Source organism: Bartonella vinsonii subsp. vinsonii (assembly GCF_902825235.1).
Taxonomy (GTDB): domain Bacteria; phylum Pseudomonadota; class Alphaproteobacteria; order Rhizobiales; family Rhizobiaceae; genus Bartonella; species Bartonella vinsonii.
The window spans coordinates 1-21,376 of the sequence record NZ_CADEAJ010000010.1 but is presented as its reverse complement, the minus strand read 5'-3'; the positions used below and the strand labels follow the sequence as shown (position 1 = coordinate 21,376).

The 21,376-nt window shown below is 40.4% G+C and carries 20 protein-coding genes and 1 pseudogene; 14 read left to right on the top strand and 7 right to left on the bottom strand.

Annotated features, from left to right (window positions below; translation table 11 throughout):
* Nucleotides 1-124: 124 nt before the first annotated feature.
* The 10 genes from J7R12_RS09150 (at nt 125) to J7R12_RS07285 (ending at nt 10,936) form a co-directional block, all read left to right on the top strand.
* On the top strand, nt 125-253 hold the full coding sequence (locus J7R12_RS09150) for a hypothetical protein (protein ID WP_268825461.1): 129 nt from the start codon (nt 125-127) through the stop codon (nt 251-253).
* A gap of 217 nt (nt 254-470) precedes the next feature.
* Complete coding sequence (locus J7R12_RS07325; RefSeq protein ID WP_126603845.1) at nt 471-929, top strand: hypothetical protein; 459 nt, start codon at nt 471-473, stop codon at nt 927-929.
* Nucleotides 926-2,050 carry a tail fiber domain-containing protein gene (locus tag J7R12_RS07320; RefSeq protein ID WP_126603844.1) on the top strand — a complete coding sequence of 375 codons (1,125 nt, stop codon included), beginning with the start codon at nt 926-928 and terminating at the stop codon, nt 2,048-2,050. Before J7R12_RS07325 ends, J7R12_RS07320 begins: the two co-directional genes overlap by 4 nt.
* A complete protein-coding gene (locus tag J7R12_RS07315) occupies nt 2,047-2,796 on the top strand; it encodes a phage tail protein (protein ID WP_126603843.1) in 750 nt (249 codons plus the stop codon). The genes J7R12_RS07320 and J7R12_RS07315 overlap by 4 nt, the downstream gene beginning before the upstream one ends.
* Nucleotides 2,797-3,046: 250 nt before the next feature.
* Entirely contained in the window at nt 3,047-3,463 is a 417-nt protein-coding gene (locus J7R12_RS07310; protein WP_126603842.1) for a hypothetical protein, read from the top strand.
* A 651-nt stretch (nt 3,464-4,114) separates the two neighbouring features.
* A complete protein-coding gene (locus J7R12_RS07305) occupies nt 4,115-4,558 on the top strand; it encodes a hypothetical protein (RefSeq protein WP_126603841.1) in 444 nt (147 codons plus the stop codon).
* Between the two features lie 1,478 nt (nt 4,559-6,036).
* Nucleotides 6,037-6,834, top strand: coding sequence for a DUF4167 domain-containing protein (locus tag J7R12_RS07300; protein ID WP_126603840.1), 798 nt, complete (start codon nt 6,037-6,039; stop codon nt 6,832-6,834).
* A 77-nt stretch (nt 6,835-6,911) separates the two neighbouring features.
* Nucleotides 6,912-7,256 carry a hypothetical protein gene (locus J7R12_RS07295; RefSeq protein WP_126603839.1) on the top strand — a complete coding sequence of 115 codons (345 nt, stop codon included), beginning with the start codon at nt 6,912-6,914 and terminating at the stop codon, nt 7,254-7,256.
* Between the two features lie 106 nt (nt 7,257-7,362).
* Nucleotides 7,363-7,626 (top strand): hypothetical protein, encoded by a 264-nt coding sequence (locus tag J7R12_RS07290; RefSeq protein ID WP_126603838.1) that lies wholly within the window; start codon nt 7,363-7,365, stop codon nt 7,624-7,626.
* A gap of 307 nt (nt 7,627-7,933) precedes the next feature.
* Nucleotides 7,934-10,936 carry an autotransporter outer membrane beta-barrel domain-containing protein gene (locus tag J7R12_RS07285; protein ID WP_164713737.1) on the top strand — a complete coding sequence of 1,001 codons (3,003 nt, stop codon included), beginning with the start codon at nt 7,934-7,936 and terminating at the stop codon, nt 10,934-10,936.
* A gap of 278 nt (nt 10,937-11,214) precedes the next feature.
* Here J7R12_RS07285 and J7R12_RS09210 read toward each other — a convergent pair whose 3' ends face one another.
* On the bottom strand, nt 11,215-11,502 hold the full coding sequence (locus J7R12_RS09210; RefSeq protein ID WP_234924854.1) for an Arm DNA-binding domain-containing protein: 288 nt from the start codon (nt 11,500-11,502) through the stop codon (nt 11,215-11,217).
* 241 nt (nt 11,503-11,743) lie between these two features.
* Between J7R12_RS09210 and J7R12_RS07275 the strand changes: the two genes are divergently transcribed.
* Nucleotides 11,744-11,905 carry a hypothetical protein gene (locus J7R12_RS07275; protein WP_164713736.1) on the top strand — a complete coding sequence of 54 codons (162 nt, stop codon included), beginning with the start codon at nt 11,744-11,746 and terminating at the stop codon, nt 11,903-11,905.
* 43 nt (nt 11,906-11,948) lie between these two features.
* Here the strand turns inward: J7R12_RS07275 and J7R12_RS07270 are convergent, their stop codons facing one another.
* The 4 genes from J7R12_RS07270 to J7R12_RS07255 form a co-directional block, all read right to left on the bottom strand.
* Nucleotides 11,949-12,398, bottom strand: coding sequence for a hypothetical protein (locus J7R12_RS07270; RefSeq protein ID WP_004866371.1), 450 nt, complete (start codon nt 12,396-12,398; stop codon nt 11,949-11,951).
* A 48-nt stretch (nt 12,399-12,446) separates the two neighbouring features.
* Nucleotides 12,447-12,809, bottom strand: a complete 363-nt coding sequence (locus J7R12_RS07265) for a hypothetical protein (protein WP_126603837.1) — start codon at nt 12,807-12,809, stop codon at nt 12,447-12,449.
* A gap of 254 nt (nt 12,810-13,063) precedes the next feature.
* Nucleotides 13,064-14,077: a sensor histidine kinase gene (locus J7R12_RS07260; RefSeq protein WP_126603836.1), complete on the bottom strand. Its 1,014-nt coding sequence runs from the start codon at nt 14,075-14,077 to the stop codon at nt 13,064-13,066.
* Nucleotides 14,078-14,097: 20 nt separating this feature from the next.
* Nucleotides 14,098-14,892, bottom strand: coding sequence for a response regulator (locus tag J7R12_RS07255; protein ID WP_126603835.1), 795 nt, complete (start codon nt 14,890-14,892; stop codon nt 14,098-14,100).
* 167 nt (nt 14,893-15,059) lie between these two features.
* On the opposite strand from J7R12_RS07255, the gene J7R12_RS07250 reads away from it, so the two are divergent.
* The 3 genes from J7R12_RS07250 to J7R12_RS07240 all read left to right on the top strand — a co-directional run bounded on the left by J7R12_RS07250 (nt 15,060) and on the right by J7R12_RS07240 (nt 17,502).
* Nucleotides 15,060-15,263, top strand: coding sequence for a NepR family anti-sigma factor (locus J7R12_RS07250; RefSeq protein ID WP_126603834.1), 204 nt, complete (start codon nt 15,060-15,062; stop codon nt 15,261-15,263).
* Nucleotides 15,264-15,270: 7 nt separating this feature from the next.
* On the top strand, nt 15,271-15,825 hold the full coding sequence (locus J7R12_RS07245; protein ID WP_126603833.1) for an RNA polymerase sigma factor: 555 nt from the start codon (nt 15,271-15,273) through the stop codon (nt 15,823-15,825).
* 228 nt (nt 15,826-16,053) lie between these two features.
* Nucleotides 16,054-17,502, top strand: coding sequence for a sensor histidine kinase (locus tag J7R12_RS07240; protein ID WP_126603832.1), 1,449 nt, complete (start codon nt 16,054-16,056; stop codon nt 17,500-17,502).
* Nucleotides 17,503-17,553: 51 nt separating this feature from the next.
* Here J7R12_RS07240 and J7R12_RS07235 read toward each other — a convergent pair.
* Both J7R12_RS07235 and J7R12_RS07230 read right to left on the bottom strand, forming a co-directional pair.
* A pseudogene (locus J7R12_RS07235) lies at nt 17,554-18,591 on the bottom strand (metallophosphoesterase).
* 356 nt (nt 18,592-18,947) lie between these two features.
* Nucleotides 18,948-20,939 (bottom strand): M23 family metallopeptidase, encoded by a 1,992-nt coding sequence (locus J7R12_RS07230; RefSeq protein WP_126603831.1) that lies wholly within the window; start codon nt 20,937-20,939, stop codon nt 18,948-18,950.
* Nucleotides 20,940-21,376 lie beyond the last annotated feature (437 nt).

The following is a 21,376-nucleotide window of genomic DNA, read 5'->3' as shown; positions in this document are numbered from 1 at the left end:
TGAGGGGTGCTTGTCGTCGATGAAGGAGTGCGTGGTAGCGCGTGCCTGTAGTGAAGGATATATGCGGTAAAGCGTGCTTTAGCGTGTGACTGTGATGAAGTGCGGTGAAGGGTGCTTGTCGTCGATGAAGGAGTGTGTGGTAGCGCGTGCCTGTAGTGAAGAACAGGCTCTAACACATATTTTAATGCATGCTACAAGAGCATGTGGGGAGGCATCTGTCGTGAAAAAGCCTGCTTGTGAGATGCCTCTTTAAAGAGAAAATATGGGGGCATGCGCCATCAATATCATGGGTCATAGGGTGCATGTGTCATAGGCATTTGGTGATCTGCTCACTTAAAAAGTAACATGATAAGCATGTTTTGTGTGCCAAAAGTTTTCCTCTGTCTTGGGATCTGTCATGGATCATTGGGGGGGGCATTGGGGGATCACGAGGGGATCATTAGGGGGGCTTAAGAGAAGGGGGCAAAATTATGACAGGGCAACAGGGCGGGCAAAATCTTTATTCTGCTCATCTCACAGAGCAATGGTCATGGGAAAAAATCGCACCTTATCAAGAGGCACTCAATGCCGCGCTCAATAAATATGCGCAACGCTTTCCCGATGAAATCTGTTTGGCAACAATTGCTGAAGAATTTGCTACAGGGCAAGCACAATTGTGGCTTGTCTTAAAAGAACAAACCCAATTTAGTGCTTTTGCACTCACTAAAATTGAAAAAACCCAAAGGGGCAAAAAACGCGTTATCCTTTCAGATCTTGCCGGAGAGGGAGGGCTCACATTGGTGCCATTGATTGAGAAGGTTGAACAATGGGCGCGCTCAATCCATGCGGAGGAATTGCATCTGTTGGGAAGAATTGGATGGGCGAAAATGCTCGCGCGTCACGGATATTCTCGTAATCTTATTCATTATAGAAAGGCTTTGGTCCCATGAGAAAAAAAACAACACCTCAAGTGCAAACAACAACACAAACAAATGCACCACCCGCTTGGGCTGCAGATATCTTTAAAAAAGCCAGTGCGCAAGCGCTTGACCTTTATAATAAAGGTATCGGAGGCAATGTTTATCAGGGGGAGCGTACCGCTGGGCTTAGCGATATGACAAAAAATGCCCTCACTGGTTTAGAAGGTGCTGCGCGTCAATATAACAATCCTGCTTTGACACAATGGTTTAATGCACCAACGCAAAGCGCTACAAATCTTCTCAATATGGCAAAGGGGGATTGGATTGGAGGCAATAGTAAATTTAATGCTGCCTTGCAAAATGCTTTGAGCAAAACCTCTGATGCCATTAATCAATCGATGTCTGGAGCGGGGCGCTATGGCTCTGGTGCACATACCGGCGTGCTCGCCGATGAACTCGGCGCTTTGGCTACAAATGCGACTGCGCAACAGTATAATCAAGATGTCAATAATATGATGAATGCCAATCAGATGATTGACCGCTCTTTGCGTGACCAAGTGAATGCCGCTAACAGCTACTATCAAGGGCAAAGCAATGCACAAGCGAATGCTTTGAAGGGCGGGATGGTCCAAGATTTAAACCGTCAAAATGCTTTGGATGCAGAACGCCAAAAATGGACCGAACAAGACAATCAAGGTTGGAACAGGTTGGCGCAATTGTTGGGTGTGGGAACACAAGCCGCTGGAAATTACGGAACAAAATCAGGAAATTCAACAACCATGCCTTCTGTTACAAAAGATCCATTACGCGATGCTCAGCAAGTGCTGGGATTGGTGGGCGGAATTTTAGGGCTTTGTGATGTGAGAGCTAAAGAAAATATCACCCTCGTGGGTGAGAAAAATGGCTATCCGCTTTATCTCTTTAATTATAAAGGAAATCCGCAACGCTATCGGGGCGTTCTTGCTCAAGACGTGCTGCATTTGAACCCCGATGCCGTTTTTATCAATGCAAAAACAAAATTCTTGCATGTGGATTATCATAAACTTGGCTTTCAAATGGAAAAAATACCAACGCCTAAAAAGAAAATCGCTGCTTTCTTTTCTTCGCTTTTTGCCCGTCTGCGCTTTTTGCAAAAAGGATATGTTCTATGAGTTCGATTTATGATTGGTCATTGTTAGCATTGGAAAATGCTTCTGCCGATGAAGATATAAATTGGGCAGAAGGACAACCTCCAAGTTCAGTTAATGATAGTGCGCGCGCTATGATGCAACGTATCAAAGAATATCTCTTTGATAATGGAGGAGGAATTGAAACAGAATTTACTGTTGATGAGGATAATAAAAGAACCTCTCTTCGTTTGACCACGAAATCTCCTTTTGAGTCTTATATGAATGGGATTGTTGTGCGTTTTAAAGCACAAGGAGTGAATCAAGGAACCACAAATGTTGCGTTAAACAAATTACCTACGCGACCCGTTTATAAGATAACCTCAGAGGGTATCGTGCCTTTAAAAGGGGGGGAGATCCAAAAGGGAGGGCTTTATGAGTTGGTCTATACCTGTGATATTGCGGGAAAAAACGCCGATGGCTGGTTTTTAACAAATCCTACCAACAGAATTTCTAGTAGCGTACCGTCGGGTTGTCTTGCACTTTTTTCTATGAAAACCGTACCTGAAGGTTGGCTTGTGTGTGATGGTAAAGCCTATTGGGAAAAGGAATATCCTGACCTCTTTCATGCAGTTGGTTATCTATGGGGGAAAGGAGATGATGACGGGACATTCAAAGTTCCTGATTTTCGTGAATCACGTTCTGCTAGTCTGTATTTTGATATATTAGGTGGGGAGAATGCTCACTTAAATGCTTTATTTGCTAAAGTTACGTATGCTATTAAAACGTGAATATGCAATTTTGCAGAGCTTAAAAAAAACGCTTCAAGCGTTGTTTCATCAAATGCTTTAAGATACTGCGTGCGTTGTTAGAAAAACTTTCCCAAAAATTTTTTCATTGTTTTTTCTCTTCTCGTCAATAAGAAGACATTTTAAAAACCTACCGATATTGCCTTATGGCATAAAACCTGCCCCGTATCAGCGCATCCAAATGCGCTGCTAGCATGCATTATTTATTCTGTAACCAATATGAGGGCATATAATGGCACTCTTTCCTTTTTCTATCTCTGATATTGATGATCCTGAACATATTCGGGTGGTTCTTTATGCCAGTGGACGAATGGGGCATGCTCCTTTGAATGCATTGTTGAAACAAAACTATCAAGACATCGAGCGCTTTGACAAAAAACAAAGCAAAAATATCACGCAACTGTCGCAGCGCATTGATACTTTAGAACAACAATTGAAAACAGTGATGAGAGATCTTGAGAATCTCAACAAAAACACCAAACAAAGTGGTGAAAAGAATGCTATAGAGCATGAAGATCTCAAAATAGAGAGCGTTGGACATATGGAAAGCCATCATGCCGGTTTATCTACCAGTTTATCTGTAGATTTCGTTGCTAAGCAGCCCATCAGGTCTGATTTTATAGTGTCTGGAGAAGGTATTAAGTTTTAAAAATACGATTTTTTTTAAAAGAGCTTGCGCTTATCCGTGAGAAGGTTTTCATTGGTAAATTTCATAAGATTGCATGCATGTCATGAGGTAGCGGTTATGGTTATTAGCGCATAAGGGGAACCTCTTTTGCCGAGGTAAAAAATGGCAATGTTTCAAAAAGGGATGAACCAAAAGCAAAGCGGAAATCCTTCGTTGCAGAAAGTTAGCACAATTTGAGAAAATGATTGAACAGATGCGTGAGGGGGCTTTAAGCAATAAGCACGCTGTGGTGTCTTTTTGTCATAATCTGGGATTAGGAGTCTTTTGCGATTTGTTTGTGGGGCATTGACCTTTATAAAAGTTATAGAGCGTTTTATTCTCAGGGCGCGTAAAATAGAGTGTTCTTGAGGATGGTGATGTAAGGCATATTTATAGAGAGGGGAAAGACAGTGTCATTTCTGTTTTCTTTTGTGTAAATGCATGGTAAATATGTCAATTTTTGACGGAAGATGTGGGGTTGTAACGGAATATGTGGGGCAGGGGTTGCTTGGTGCGCTAAAGTGTTTGATATAAAATGGAGCGTTTGGTGCTGTAATATGCTTTTAGACATTGATGCTTCTCTCACTTTTGCTATAAAAAGCTTATCGTAAGACGCTAAAGGATAGAGTCTTTATGGAAAAAAGAATCCGCGCGCGGCAAAATGCTTATTTCAAAAAAATATGTCGCAAGACTATGTTGATTTGTCTGTTCCTTTTTTGTTTTTTAGCGTTGTGTTTTGGCGTGGTAAAAATGATTGGCTCTTTTTCTTCTCAAAAACAATTCATACAACAAGCCCCTGTTGCATTGACTATTCCGGTCTTTGATCTGCGCGTCTATTGCAAGGAAATTTCTGCCTCAGTGATGCCCGATATGAAGAAGGAAATATATCAGCGTTGTATTAACTTGGAAAGCGAAGCCTATTTTACTATTCGTGAAATGTGGGATACAGTTTCTTATACTGCAAAGAAACAATGTGTGAAAATAGTACGGCCAGGGGATGGAAATTATTTTCTCCTACGGGATTGCCTTCTCAACGAAAAAGAGCGTGAAAAAAGTCAAGTGCGTAATCACTTCTAAGCTTTGACAAGAAAATTTAATATCCTGCGCAATGGATGAAAAATACAAAAGTTTAACTTTGAAATTATCGCGTATTTTGTAAGGGTTATGCTGTTTTGTAAGAATATTTCATGACAAGAGCAGAAATGACGATGAAAGTGTGATGAAAGCTTCTTCTTATTCAAGAATTTGAGAATATTACAAAGTTCATAAAAATACAAAAACAAACTTTGAGTGTTGTTTGTCATCTTTAGAGGTGTCGTCTAAGAGAGAAAAGAAAGGTGACAACCATACTTTTTCTTGAGGCGCAAAAGTAGAAAAATCATTTATTTTTTTATGATGAAGTATGTACATGCTTCACGTGAGAGATGTTATCAAGATAAACCATAAAAATGTCGTATTATTATGGTGAATGAAACTATTCTAACATGCGTTGTAATGCGTGTTAGGTGACAGAGAGCTTTTTGTATTTTCTGCATTTCTTTGTAGTGAAATCCATCATTTTGTCCTTTGTCATCGCTCCATGGCTTTCCGGTAGCTTTCCTTTGCAGCTACCGGAAATGGAGTTTTTAGAGAAATTTTTGGTATGAAGCTGTTTGATTGTGAGAAAGGTGAATTATCTGAGGTTTTCTGCTCAAAAGTTGGTGAGCTTCTCACTCTTGAAAGGAGATTCCTTTTCTAAAATCCACCCCTTTTCTAAAATCCATTGTGGTGGGGTTGAAGCCGTCAGTAAAGATATCCCTTGTAGGAGTTTGGTGGGAGTTTGCCTTGTTTGCAATAAAAGCCATATATCTGACAATTTTTAAATAAAATGCTGTTGGACAATTGGCTCGCTTTGACAAGAAGATTGTGCTGCTGATCATCAAAGGGTTTGAAGTGTGCTTCCTGTTCAACACTTTATAAAAAATGAGAGATTTGTGAAGAGAGAGTGGATTATTGTTCATAAAGGTCTTGCTTTAATGCAAAAAAAAGACTATATCATGAAGTATGAATACGTTCATGCAATGACTTGTGGGGGCGTAAGTGCTTGTGAGTTAAGTGCTGTGTGGGGCAGGGAATATCGGCGTTTTTAGAATCAATCGGTCATTTTAAAGCGAAAAAAGAGTTTCTCTTTATTCTCTGATGTGATTTATTGTTTTGCCAAGGGTATTTGTGTGCATGTTCTTTTTTCGTTTTTCCACAAGATAGTTATTTTTTTAATAAAATATGGTCTATTTAAAAAAAATACTTGGCATTTTAATACTTGGCATTTTATATGAACATTACTGAGTTTTTGCTGGTTAACAGAGGAATAGGGAATTTTAAATTTACGGTTTCCCTGCTGTTTTTGTAATTTTCAAAAAATATATGTTTTTATCAAATATCAGTAGGTATCATTTAAGTAAAATAAAACGCGGATGGTCTGATAACCGTATTTTAAACATGACCAGCATTATCAGAAAATAATGCAATGAAGAAGAGTCAATTAAGACACACATACTCCAAAAAAAGGGATAAAGATGAGGCCACAACAAAATAGACGGGTACGCGGTCGCAATAATAACAATAATGGTAATAACAATAATAATAACAATCGTCGCGGACCTAACCCGTTGTCTCGAAATTATGAAAGTAGCGGTCCAGACGTTAAGATTCGTGGAAATGCGCAGCAAATTGCTGATAAATACATCAGTCTTGCGCGCGATGCTCAGGGGGCAGGTGATCGTGTTATGTCAGAGAATTATCTCCAACATGCGGAGCATTACTTGCGTATTATTCTCGCAGCGGTTGGCCAAAACGCCCAATCTGCCAAACGTGATGAGAGCCGTGATGAAAATAATGAGCAAGAATACGGGGAAATAAACACTGAGGGTGAGAGGAAAGACACTGTCAGTTGCGATACGGATGCCTTCCAGACAACAGATATGTCACAAATACGGGCGCAAGAAAATGGTCGTGGTCAACACACGAAGGCACAAAATGGATGCACGCAGGGAGAGGCCTTAGAGGCGTCTGCTTTGTTAGATGAGGAAAGTGATCAAGAGCAATGCGCTGCTGAGGAAAGTTTTGAACTTATCAAAAAAACACGTCGCTCTTCACGTCGACGCACTGTGCGCACCCAAGAAAAAGCCCCCCTTGAGCTTCCTGGTTTTGAAATTTCAAAGGCAGCATCAGAAACTTCGCAAAATGGTGATGCGTCGCAAAATGGTGATGCATCGTCAGAAGAGGTTGCTTCTTTTCCTGTCTTGGGTGAAGAGATACAGAGAAAACCGCGCCGGCGTCGGGTAGTAGCATCTTCGGCAGAGGAAAATGTTTAAACCGAAGAACGCTATTTAAGCGTTTGTGAAAGGTCTTATTGCCTTAAGGTGTTCTGTCGTTCAAGACGGAATCTCTCTTGCACTTGCCGATTTTGAAACTTTGCTGGGAAGCGCTGGACAATTCTCAAAATGGTGATGCGTCGAAAGGAAAAGTTGCCTCTTTTCCTCTTTTAACGGAAGAAATACAGAGAAATCGTGTCGACATTTCAATGATGGCGTCTATGTATGGTATAACGGTAAAGCCATTGAGCACCACCATCTTGACATTTATCAAGGTGCAAGTTGGCCCCACCATACGCTGCCTTTTAATTCATAAAACCTATTTTTTTTCTTCCCAAAAACACTTTCCTGAGAAAAACAGCTGCAAATATTTGAATGATTATCTTATTGATCATTGTTTTCACAACAGCGCCTTCCTCTAAAAGCGACAATCTATCCTCAGAAGCCCCCTATCTTGCAAAGAGCTCCTCTCCTCTTCATAGGGAAATGAACCCTACTACCTCTTTATGAAGCCTATCCTCTCTCTAGATGCAACAAACAAATGCCATCAAGATATCAAGCGCTTATCAGAAAACAGGCAGTTATGGAAAACGGAGGAAACGTTGGTCTATTGAAAAGATCACCGATAGGAGAACAAGCGTGATGCGCTCTATTGCCCCTCAACACCTGAAAAGAGCAAAACCAGACAGACTTGAGAACCTTGTGATAAAGAACGCAACAACACCAGCAACAGTGCTGAAGATACTCTCTATCCCTCAATTTGATAAAATATCAAATTGCAAGAAAAGTTAAATACAATTTAAGTATTATGTCATGCCATGTTATCTGAAGATGCATTCTCATTATTACAAAAAAAGCCTTTTAAAGCTAACAAATTATAAACACGTATTTATAAAATTATAATATTTATTTAATATATTTTATACTTAATGTATTTTATGTATTAAATACCACTCTTATAATATAGTATTAATACTCAATTTGACAAATTAAAATAAATTCATTAAGTGTAGTTAATATTTCAAATATCCATTGTTATTCTTCTACTAATTTATTTGAGCGAGGAAAACAGTGGGGGGCTATAAGTTAGGAAAGCATAATGTCTAAAAAAACCCTTTTATCCTGCACAGCTGTTGCAGCAATTGTGCTGTTTGGTACGCATCTCAACGTACAAGCAACTGAAACCCTCACAGCGGATAGTGGAGAAGTAAAAACCCCAATTTCAGGAACAACCTATCAACAGCTTCACGCGCTAAATGGTGGAAAAATCTATGGCACGGATGTAACATTAGAGAAAAGAAGTGCCGCAAATGAATCTTCAATAGTAAGCAATGGCTCTGGCAGCATAATCGAATTAACAGGGAATAAAACAACCATTAAAGACACAGCTGAAATTCTCCCTACTTTGAAAGATATTCCCTTTATTTGGGCAAGTAATGGTGGAAAGATAAAAATAACCGATGGATCGATTTATAAAGAATCCAATAAAAAAGATGAGTTTGCTGAAATAGATTTAGTACGCGTAGATAACAATAGTACCCTTGAACTGAACAATGTTGATATAACTGTAACTGCATCTACACTCCGAGCTCGTGACATAATGCGCGTAATAAACGTATCCTCTGATGCTACATTCAATATGAACGGCGGTTCCATTGAGGTTTGTAATGTGGCTACAATTATCACTGTAGAGGGCGATGAAGAAGGCGACGTAGGCGGTAATAATATTAACGTGAAAAACGTGCACATTTATGGAAATTCTGATAAAACTCATGGTAAAAGTGCTTATGGATTAAACGTCATCTCTGCTAGAGTTACTCTAAAGAATACAACTATTGAAGGCATGAGCTCCGGTATAAACGTGGACGGAAAAAAATCTCAAGTAATAATGATAGGTGGCTCAATTAAAGATAGTGAACAGGGAGTAAAGGTTTATGGCGGCTCTATTTCTCTTGAGGATGTTGAAATTAATGCTATTGATGATGGAATTTGGCTTTACGGCGGTGATCATTCTGTCCAGATGACAGGAGGGAAAGTAACTGCAAACACTGCTTTTAGTGTGATAGCCCCATCTTCAATAATTAGTGCAACAGATGTTTTTGCAACAGCAAAAGAAATCGGTATAAATCTCGACTGTTTTTTCGGAGAAAACGTATTATGCAACAGCAGTGCCAATTTAACCAATACAAAGCTTTTTGTTGAAGATGGAATTGGTCTTAATATAAATCGGTCAGTTGGCTCTAAAATTAACCTCAATAACTCAGAAATCCACGCCGATGTTTTATTAAAAGGAATAATGCTCTCAGCAGTTTATAAAAAACCTAACATGTTTACATTGGCTGCGGATCACTCTCTTCTGGAAGGGAGAGCAGACGTTTCACGAGATGCAAAAACCGTTCTTGATCTTAAAAATGGTACAAAATGGTTCGTAAAAACCAGTACAAAAGAAAAAGATAGTGATGGCAATCCGCTTGATATTGTTCCAAGATCACGTTCCGATGTTTCTGTGCTTAATCTCAACAACAGCTCCATTGTTTTTCAAGGACCAGTAGAAGAACGTTATCATACCTTGCACATAGGATCTGGTAAACCTGAGACCACAGCGGTTTACAATGCCTCTGGTGATGCCAAGATTGGCTTTAACATGGCATGGAGTGATGGCAATGCAAGTGCTGATCAAAAAACCGACAGGCTGCTCATTCATGGTGATGTATCAGGCACAACAACAGTGTATGTCAAAAGCGACTTAGGAGATAAAAAAGGAACGAATACTGATCCCTCAAATACAGGAGGCATTTCCCTTATCCAAGTCTCTGGAAAAGCAGGAGAAGATTCCTTCAAATTAGAAAATGGCTATACCACATTAGGAGGGCTGCCTTATAAATACATACTCACCGCCTATGGTCCAACCTCAACCCATGGTAAAGCCGATATTGAACAAAGCCTGTTTGATGAACAAGATAAAAACTTCTGGGATTTCCGTTTGCATAAGGCATTTCTTGAATCTGGCTCCGGTGGTTCAGGTTCCGGTGGTTCAGGTTCTGGTGGCTCTGGCTCCGGTGGTTCAGGTTCCGGTGGTTCAGGTTCTGGTGGCTCAGGTTCTGGTGGCTCAGGCTCCGGTGGTTCAGGTTCCGGTGGTTCAGGTTCCGGTGGTGGCATAGCTGCCCTTGTACCGCAAGCAGCAAGCTATATCGTGATGCCCAATGCTCTCTTCTATGCGGGCTTTACCGACATTGCTAAACAAAGTGCACTGTTAGCTGACATACGCACAACACAGAATTATTCTTTCTTCTTTTCACCCTATGGCAGCACTGCAACCTTAGCTTCCCAACGCGGTCCTCTCAAATATGGTTATGGCGCCGATATTCGCTATGCGGCCGCACAAGCAGGGGCTTCTTTGCTAGAAATAGAAAGCCAAAACATTACCACGCATTTTGGTCTTATAGGCACCTATGGGCAAATCTCCTTCACCCCAAAACAGATGGAGGGGGCTGATAAGAGCACACTCAACAAATGGGCGCTCACAGCTTACGGTAGTCTAGAACATAACAATGGCTTGTATGTCGATCTCTTAGCATCCTATGGCATGCTAAACGGAGATATCGCCACGGCTCTTATCAAAAGCACCGCGAAATTGAAGGATACCACAACCTTGAGTGCTTCTGCCACCGTTGGTAAAAAATTTGCGACAGGAATGGCAGGAATAGAGCTTGAACCACAAGCACAACTTGCCTACCAACATTTGATGTTTAAACCCATTAATGATGCCAATGATCTAACCATTGATATGAACAACCCTTCGCAATGGTTAATCCGTGTTGGGGGACGTTTCACAAAAAGCATTGCCACTGAAAACAACCATCCTCTGTCTTTCTATGGGAAGGTAAACTTTATCAAAACCTTTGGTGACGATGGAAACATCACAATTGGCGATAACTTTGACCTTGATCCTATGGGATCTGCTCTTGAAGGTGGGCTTGGCATCAATGCGCAACTTTCACATAATTTGTCCCTTCATGGTGATGTTAGTTACCAACAAAAGCTACAAAAAACCGGCATCTCCGGAGCAAGCTTTTCAGGAGGTATCCGCTATCAGTTTTAAACCAAGGCGAGCAGTCTTAAGATAAAACTATCAACTTTAAGATAAAGTGGCTCATGCTCCGGTGGGGCAAGCTCCGGTAGCTCAAACCCTGGTAGCTCAGGCTCCGACTGTAAATCTTAAAACAGAGCTGTAAATTGAATATGGGGCTGTAAAAACAAGCATCCTCTATCCTATAAACAGAAGCGCCAAAAAACTTGGCGCTTCTGTTGAAAACAGCCTTTCTCTGTCTTTCTATGGAAAAGTAAACTTTATCAAAACCTTTGGTGACGATGGAAATATCAAAAAGAAAAGGCAGTATCGTACGTTGCCTGTAAAGAGATATCTCTCAGTGCACCTAAGCCCATTTCACAATGCCGCCCGTGGATAGTAGAGCGTAAAATCCACGAACCACCACCATCTTTACGCTTATCAAGGTACAAACCGGCCCCATCATGTTTTTTACCGCCCCCAATGTTGCAAAATCCCTGTTGCGACAGCCCTTGGTATTGAGACGATACATTACAGGCATTTTTACGCCTTTCTTCTCTCTTTTTTACCCATACGACAACCCTGCTTATAACATACAAATAAATGATTTTATTTGATTCAACATAAGTAGGCTTGCAATGAGAGAACCTTACAATATTCGGGGGACTCATTTGACATGCAAAAAGATAAATTATCATTATAAATTAATATTTTGACATTGAGTGGTCATAACTTCAACAGAGAAAAATGTTTAAACCGAAGAGCAATAGAGCGCTATTTAAGCGTTTGTGAAAGATCTTATTGCCTTAAGGTGTTCTGTTGTTCAAGACGGAATCTCTCTTGCACTTGCCGATTTTGAAACTTCGCTGGGAAGCGCTGGACAGTTCTCAAAATGGTGATGCGTCGACAGGAAAAGAGGCAACTTTTCCTCTCTTAACAGAAGAAATACAGAAAAAACCACGTCGTCGGGTGGTAACAGCTTTGGCAGAGGAAAATGTTTAAACCAAAGAGCGATATTCAAGCGTTTATGAAAACTGTTGCTTGTTTAACGAGAGGGAGAAGCGGATGCCCCTTCTGTTGTTTCAACAGAGAGGACAGCAATCAGTGTACCGGTATAATAATTATAAATCATAAATTTTGTCTGTCCTTCTGGTGTTAAGATTTTCAGCACAATATTGTGATCTGAGAGACTTTGCGACAAAATCTGCGTCTTTTCCGGTAAGGAGAGTGTGTGGTGAACAGTTTCTTGAGTGATGCTTTGAACAAAAAGAGGCTGTGTTTTTTGGGAAGTTGAATCCGTCGCTATAATTTTATAGATAACGCCAAAGAATACAGCAAGAATAAGAATAAGCGTTATTGAAATAGAAATAATCATTAAACGCATAAGCTTTTTTCTCACCCGTTCCACCGCTGGGTCTAAAGCTTGGTCTTGAGGATGGATATCTTGCTCTGCGCGATGGTCTTTTGAGGTCTGAATCTGTTTCTTATCCATCATGCTATACTCTTTTCCGTTATTTTCTTAAAGCCCGATGGGTTTATGCTTTTAAGGCGTTTTATGCAAGAGGTTGGTGGAAGAAAGATTAAGAGGAAAGGATGAAGGTAAAATATTCGTTTCATACTCTTCAGGCGTTTTATCATCGATATTTTTGCTTTTAAGCAGAAAATTGCCTCGATTCGTTACAGACCAGATCAACTTGACTTCTTGTTGCTGTAAGTTGGCCCGTATGCTTGTGCATTGGGCAAAGATTTGTTGTCCATAAGAAGCAAATTTCTTTGTGGACGGTATCATAGCCTGTTCACATTCTTGCGCTGTTTGGTAGGTTTCGACCATTGTTTTGTTAGAATAGCAGCTGTTAAAATCATCCGTACACGAAACCAAGAGAAGAAGAAAAACCAGGGTATTCATAAAATATTTTCCAAATAAGAGGCTGACAGTATAAAATCTGATATGTCAGCTTTTAGGCGTTTTCTTTATGAACAAACGTTTTTAAAGGTTTTAGGTTCCGGTGAGGTTCCGGAAAACTCAATTATAGGCTAAATGCTCAAAAAGGTGTTGTGCAGAAAAATATCTTTGTGCTGGATAGGGAAGTGTAGGAGAATAATAACATCCGTCTTTGGCTTTCCCATTTTGTAGTCTGGTAATCGCTTTTTTAAAAGTTTTTAAAAAAAAGTATCAAAATATGTATCAGGAACACACAAGCAATAAACAATCCCTGTCTCTGTTAATTTTAAAGAAGCTGAACCATTCACCGAAACAGGGACAATCTTTTCTAAGACAGTACTGCCAAAACAGCCTTGCTTCTTATTATCAAGAAGTGTTTGCGCTTCAAAACGTTCATTCCAAGTGATGAGAAGTTGCATTTTTCCATTTATTTTTGTGTGGAGTTCACAGCCTACACAAATACTGCCCTTTTCTTGGGATAAGGCGCCGAAAGAAAGAGAATTCACAATCAATTCATGAAAAGCCAAACCAATATGTAAAGCGGCATTGGGAAAAAGATAAGGATCTATACCTTCAAGTGAAAAACGTTCTGTCTCTTTCATCAAATAGCCTAAAGCTTGCGTTTGTACCAATTCGCGAAATTGGGCACCACGCCAATCGGAATCGGTGATGAGATCTTGAGAGTGAGAAAGAGAGTGAAGGCGTCCTTGAAATTTGCGTAAGAAAACCTGAAGGGATTCAGTATAGCGTGCCGTTTGGCTGGCAATACTTTGAATGATGGCGAGAAGATTTTTAGAACGGTGACTCACTTCCCGAAGGAGTATTTTCAGCACTTGCTCACGTCGACGTAAGCCTGAAATATCAACACCAGTAGTGATAATACCAATAATGTCTCCATGATCATTGTAGTGGCAATCAATAGAAAATTTGTACCACATGGCTTGTTTGGCCATATCTTCAAACCGGGCTTCAATGGTTTGCATTTTTCCGGTGGCTAAAACTTGCAATTTGATTGTTTCCATATTGTCTGCAAGATCAAGCGAAAAAAAATCACTGTCACGACATCCTACCCGCCATTTATTATGTAAATGCTGTGGAAGGTTTTCAGCCCATAAATAAACCAGATTTGTTGTTTGGTATAAAACAAAAATATCTGCACCACGGATCGCTTGCATGAGAGCGCTAAGATGGGATTTATCCATAGGGGGCTTTGGAATGGGCGTAACGATCATGATGAAAATGTTAGTCTGTTTTAGGCGGCTTTAGAGGCATTCTCTTGAAAAAATAAAGCCTGTGAAATAAGCGCTTTCACCATATCAGGATTAAAGGGTTTGGTGACTAAAAAAGTCGGCTCTGGGCGTTCTCCGGTTAATAATCTTTCAGGAAAAGCCGTGATAAAAATCACAGGAATTCGGTCATTTTGCAAAATGTCATTGACCGCATCAATGCCTGAACTGTTATCGGCCAATTGAATATCCGCTAAAATCAACCGCGGCTTTTTCTTATGATACATGATGACAGCCTCATCACGGGTGCGCGCTATTCCTACCACCTGATGACCTAGGCTTTCTACCATTTGTTCAATGTCCAGTGCAATGAGAGGTTCGTCTTCAATAATCATAACTTCTGTAGCAATTTGTTGAGAAATATCTGTCGAGGCTTGGCTCAGCAGCGTGCGAAACGCTTTCGCGTCAAGATCCATGACTTCACGGGCTTCTTGTTCATTAAATCCTTCAACCGCAATCAATAAAAATGCTTGGCGTGCACGAGGAGTAAGATACGATAATTTGGCATTGGTTTTTTGTTCAAGGCCAAATTGTGGAAGCGGTTCAGGGATATTAGGGGTGGTTTGGTCAAAAAGATGACAAAACAGCCAATAGGTACCAATGCGATCACTGGATGTTTTGGGAAAAATGGAAATATCTGCAATAAGCGCCTCCAACATCGCTGACACATAAGCATCACCGGATGATTGGCTGCCTGTCACAGAGCGGGCAAAACGCCGAAGATAAGGAAGATGCGGTGCTATACGCGTTGATAATGACATGTTCATAACTCCTTTGACCTTTGAAGCACTTTGTTGATTTAAATTCTCAAGAAATGAAAAAGTTCCTCTCCTCATATGGAACTTTTTGCATACAACCATATTTACAACCATGGAGCGAAAAATTCTTCTCGGTGCTACTGATATTATATGGATTAGGGGGATAAAAAATGAACGACCGTGATGAAAAAAATCTCACACATCATTTCACGCGCGGGGATGATCTTCTCGGGGTCAATTGCGAAATAGCACGGAAGTTACGCCAATTTTACATGGAAATTCAAGAAGAAGCCCTGCCGGTGCGTTTGCTGGAGCTTTTAGACAGGTTGGAGCGCGCAGAACAATTTCGCTTAAATCATGTAGAAAAGGCTTGAATCCACTATGGCAGAGGGCGTGAAAAATTTTAAACAGGAACTCCTTTCTGTATTGCCAGCGTTGCGGGCTTTTGCACTTTCTTTAAGTGGAAGACACGATAAAGCGGAGGACTTGGTCCAAGATACCGTTATGAAGGCATGGGCAAAGCAAGACAGTTTTGAAATGGGGACCAATCTAAAAGCTTGGCTTTTTACGATTTTGCGTAATGAGTTCTATAGCCAAATGCGCAAAAGAGGAAGGGAAGTTCAAGACACTGATGGCATATTTACCCAAAATGTAGCGGTTCATCCTGCTCAATATGGATCACTCGATTTGCAAGACTTCAAAAAAGCCTTAAATATGCTCTCTGCTGATCAAAGAGAAGCCATTATTCTCATTGGAGCCTCTGGTTTTTCTTATGAAGACGCTGCAGCTATTTGTGGTTGTGCTGTGGGGACAATTAAAAGCCGTGTGAGTAGAGCACGCAATCGCTTACAGGAACTTCTTAAAGTCAATGGTGAATCTGATTACGGTCCCGATGCGCATTCTGCTGGAAGCACATTGTGTTCATTTAACGGCTAAAAAAGCATAATAATTATGGTCAATAGCCTTGTTTTTTTTATTCCCGTTATAGCTATTAAAGTAAAAGTCAGCATCTGAGGAAATTCAGAGTGTTTAGCGTGACTCCTTAGGGAAAAGTGAGGAAAGCCTGTGTGAAACTATCCAGCGGGCTTTTTGTGTTATATTCCATAAGGGCGTTTTCCTTTGTGCTGAAAAATGACAATTTTCAGGTTCGCCAATGGAAATTCTATGACAACAAAGACGAATTTGTTTTCTCATAATCCTTCTTCTGATTCAAGCATATCAAGCTGGCGTTGGGGTGCAATTGTTGTTTCTCTGATTATGGCTCTCTTGGCTTCAGTCTTTATTATGCTGCTCTCAAATGCCGTTGATCGAGAAGTTGCACAGTTGAATACCAGTTCAGAATTGCGTGAACAGGCTGATTTGGTGCTCATTGGTTTGATCGATATGGCTGTTGCTGACCGTAGCTATGCAAAAACCCGAAAGGCAGAAGACAAAGCACACTTTGAAAATGCCGCACGTGAGATTGATGATATTCTCGATTATACCGCGCTTATTGTTTATGATCATCCACAATGGTATGAATGGTTTACTGCTTTTAAAAAAGAGGTTGAAGCACGCAAAGCTTTTATGAATGCCCATATGCATGCCGTGGATGTGCTTCCTGATCAATCTTCTCAACCTTCTGTCTCTTTAGAAGTCCCCAAGATCCAAGTGGCACGTCTCGCACAATTGATGACAAGCTTTCTCAATGGGGATGATGCGGTGCGACAAAAACAGCGTGAAGGTATAGCGCTTATGCGGGCTGCTTTAACATTGGCAGCGATACTTTCTGTCGTCAGTACTTTTATTTCTGCCTATTTTGTCATTAATCGGTTTCATCGAGATGTGCGCTCCTTAAAGATGTATCAATTGCTGCTTCATAGTGAAAATAGAGCGCTTGAAGCACGTGTGAAAGAACGGACACAGGAATTGGAAAGGGCACGCAATCACGCCGAAAAAGAACGTCAACGGGTTGAAATGTTGTTGCAAGATGCAAGTCATCGTATTGGAAACTCTCTTGGTACGGTGTCTTCTTTGCTTGGGCTACAGTTAAATCGGAGCAAAAATGAAGAAGTGCGTTCTGTTCTTGGAGCAGCACGGGATCGTATCCAGACAATATCTACAGCCCACCGCCGTTTGCGTTTGAGTGATGATATGGAAACAACTTTATTGGCAGAATTTCTCAGTTCGGTGGTGCATGATGTTGAATTGGCAGTGCCTTTTGAATTGCGCGAAAATATTACCGTTCACACGAGTTTTAAAGATTGTCGACTGTCTTCAAGAGATGCGACAACGCTTGGAATTATTCTTGGTGAATTGCTCACCAATTCTTTCAAACATGCTTTTCCTGATCAGCGTGCTGGTCATATTTATGTCTCCTTTGGTCCTCAACAAGATGGGCAATTAATGTTGATTGTGGAAGATGATGGGGTGGGTATGAAGAGCCAAAGTGCGGCGCAAAAAGCAGGTCTTGGTCGTTTGGTTGTTGAACAGCTTTGTATGCAGTTTGGTGAAAAACCACTTTTCGAAACTTCTGCTTTGGGAGGGACAAAAATTGTCATTCCTTTACCCAAACTCAGTATGAATGATTCAAAAGAGTCGAATGATGCAAAAGAGGCGCCACCCTCCTCTTAACAAGGGGATGTTAAAAAAACACCTTTGTCAAAGTGAAGCGCAAAAATGCCCTTATAAATTACTACAACTCCTCATCAATGATTGGTGGGCTCCAATTTTGCCTAAATCTTTGACCAAAGCTGGTTGCCCTGTTCTTCCATTATACGCTTTAACGTACATGTCTTTTCCTTGCACTTCAACGAGATAGTAGTCCCCATTGAAGAGTGCTCCTGCTGTGTATACAGGGATATTGCCGAAGACTTTATCATCTTGTGCACGGCAAGAGATTTGCTGATGCTCGTGTCCTACAAAGATTGCTTTAACATTATGAGAGGTAATGATTGATTTAAAGGCAGCGAGATCTTTCGCATTTTTGGGATGAAGAAAATGCGAATCATTGTCGTTAAAATACGGACGAGCATCGTGGAAGTTGAGAATTGTAACTTTTCCCCTTCTATCAGCAGCTGCTCAATCTTTTTTCAACCATTTCAACGCTTTTGTTATTTTTACCTGAGTCTCACCGTTATATAAATTAGCTGTATAAGTTGGATAATTGTGAAGCTGCACATAGTGAATATCCCCATAATCCCACGAATAACTTAAACTCCCAGTTATCATATGACGCGTTACATCAGGGTGAATGAGCCTACGAGAAATGACATCTTTATTAAATCTAGGTAAAGCACGGCTATATTTATTGATTTCTCGGATCATTCTTTTAACAGCACTCACTGCACATGCATCCTTTGAAAGATTTGATATCGGTATTGTACAATCATTAACATTATTATAGTAATCGTGATTGCCTAGTCCTTCATAGATAGGATAAGCAATGCTTTTATATATATCTGTATAGTCTTGATAGGTTTGTTCCCGACCAAATTCAGTTAAGTCGCCGTTGACTATATAAAATGTAGCGGTGTTTGATTCTATTGCATTTGCAACTTTTCTATTGGCTTTTAACCATGGTTCTCTATTGCTATTTGCATTAGGATCACCAGATTCTAAGCGCCAAGCTTGCGGATCAGCTGCTATGACGACAGAATAATTTTTCACTAGCTCTTTTCTTCTTACGTACCAAATTACTCTCGCATTCTTACCTTCTTCCACCCTTCGTTCAAAATAATATTTTCTTTTGCTCGAGGTAGCAAAGTATTCAGGGCAACCAATATATGGATTATACCAGCGGAATGTTAAAACAGCTCCGTCGTCTTGTACTCTATATTTAGCCCAACCACCGGATCCAAAAAGCCAAGATAAGAGATGTTATCGCTGCTTTTTTTAACGCAGTCAGATGCAATCTTCTGCAAAGATGGCGCATTATTTCAGATCCATAATGTGCGTTTTGTGTAAAGCTTGAGAGAACAATAAACACTGAAGATTTTATGCTTTTTGCTTTTATAAGCTTAGGATTTTTGTTTGCAGAAAGGTTAAAAACTTTTTGGGTTGTCCATTTTATATGTGGTTTAAGAAGCGTCTTCTGGTGGTGGTGTTGGGCTGTTTAACAAAGAATCAATATTGTGTTTTTCGCGCAAGAATGCTTGTAAGTCTTGACTGGTTAAAGCTTTACTATCAGGTATACGAATGCGCATGGGATCGACTTTTACACCGTTGACAATGATTTCAAAATGACAATGGGGGCCCGTTGCCATCCCTGTTGTTCCGACATAGCCAATAACTTGCCCTTGTCGTACTTTAACGCCTGGTTTGATATCTGGGGCATAACGGCTTTGGTGTGAATAACTGCTGATATATCCATTGCTATGTTGAATTTCTGTATGGTTTCCATAACCGCCAGTTACGCCCATTCTTGTGACAATGCCATCTCCTACAGCAATAATGGGCGATCCTTTTGGTGCAACCCAATCAACACCTGTATGCATACGAACATAGCCTAAAATAGGATGTTTGCGTGGTCCAAAGGGGGAACCAAAAACGCCATTTGGAGTGGGTTTGCGGAGCAAGAAAGGTTTGGAGCTTTTTCCCTCTGAATCATAGTAATCGACAGTTCCGTCTTTTGATTGATAACGGTAATATTGATAAGTCGTATTGCCGATAGTCGCACTGATATAACGAATTTCAGGGTCTACGTTTGGAGACAATCCTTTTGTTTTTTGATTCTTTTGGCCGTTTTTGGTTTCTTTATCGTTTTGTTGTGGCAAGGCATAAAATATTTCAATCTGATCAGTTGGTGTTATCCGGCTTTTCATATCAATATTGGTAGCAAGCAGACGGATGAGATGCTGAGAGAGAGATTGTGATATATTATGGCTCAATAAAGCACTATAGAGGGCATCATAAGCTGTCGGTAATTGTGCTGTACTGACATAAGAATGTGGGATACCATTTTGAAAAGCCGTTTTAAGTGCGGTCGACATTTGGGGCTCTGTACTTTCAACAAAGCGCCCTTTATCATTCAGGGCAATGGTGAGAACATGATACATTCCTTGATAGATGCTTGCACGCACCAGATGATCTTCTTCTCCTGCTTGTGTAACGATACCAATGCGTAAAAGGCTTCCTTCTTTCAGCATATCAGAATGGTAAAACTTGGTTAAAGTGCTTACTACCTGATCAATTTGTTCCTTTGTATAGTCGGTCTCTTTGAAAGCATCGGCTATTTTTTTCTTTTTACGAATGGGAATAATATCTTCAGCATAATTTTTCGTGAGATCAATGCGATGACTTTGAGGGGAAATGGTCACATTTTCTTGAACAATGCGTACCTCAGGAGCTTCTGTAAAGGGTGAAGGTGAGGATACATCGTCTAGTTTTAAAGGGTCGATGAGTGTGAGAATGGAAAGAAGTTCGTTGGATTTTTCCAAAGAAAATCCCGCGTTTTTTAATTCCTGCTGTACTTCATCATCCGTCATGATATCCGCACCATCAAAGTTACTTTGATCAATGATAAAATTACGGTTGCGTAAGATTATTTTGGTTTCCACTTTCGCTCCGTAAATCTGACCGGAATCTTGTAGTTTGAAGGTTTGTATTTTCGAATCACGCGCAAACATGCTTAAAGCATCAAACTTGGGATAATTATATTGATGTGGGCGGTTTTCGGCTAAAGCCATGCGAATCCATTCAAAATGTTGTGTTTGAATGACTTGTTCATCTCCCTTTTTTTGCAGAATGGATAGTTCAAATTGTCTTTTACTATCAAAGCTTTGACGCGCATGGGTGGGAGAAATACGGTCACTTTTATATCCATTGGCATCAGGGTCTTGTGTTTGTGCAAGGTTTTCTGCTGTAAACCATTGCGGAGGTGTTACCAATCGTTGCTGTTCATCAAGGGCGGCAAAAAGTGCAATACCCATAAGAATGCAAGAGGTGATTCCCGTGAGAACCGTTCCTGTAAGCCAACGCACAGAAATTTGTCGTCGAGCTGGCAGCAAGCGTTTGACTACAAGAGCGGGGTCCTGTCCAGGATCGTTTTTTTGTTGTTCGTTATCCCACATGGATTTTTAGAGCACTTTTCAAACATTAAATCAAAAGAGCTAGCATAGCTTAGCGTCTTTCTACAAGAATTTGATTCTTTAATTATAGAAAAGCAAATCCTCAATTTATACAGTTATCATTCCTATAATAGCCAAGAGCGGCAGAAGAGCAATAACAGCCTTGGAAAGGATATAAACATCACACAACAAATACGCATGCTATCGCACAACATGAGTGCTCTGGATTCCATGAAAAAAATTGCTCTCTTTAAGCCGTCATCCAAGGCTGTAGAGCATATTGAGTGATCCTCTTTTTTCGGAGGACAGATTTTTTATATATTTAAGTTTTTCTGCATTGATTTTATTGTTGTCATGATTGGGATTTTATTGTTGTCATGATTGGAAGGAATTTTATTTTAAGGCATTATTTTATGGATTTTTTTAAAAAATGATATTGA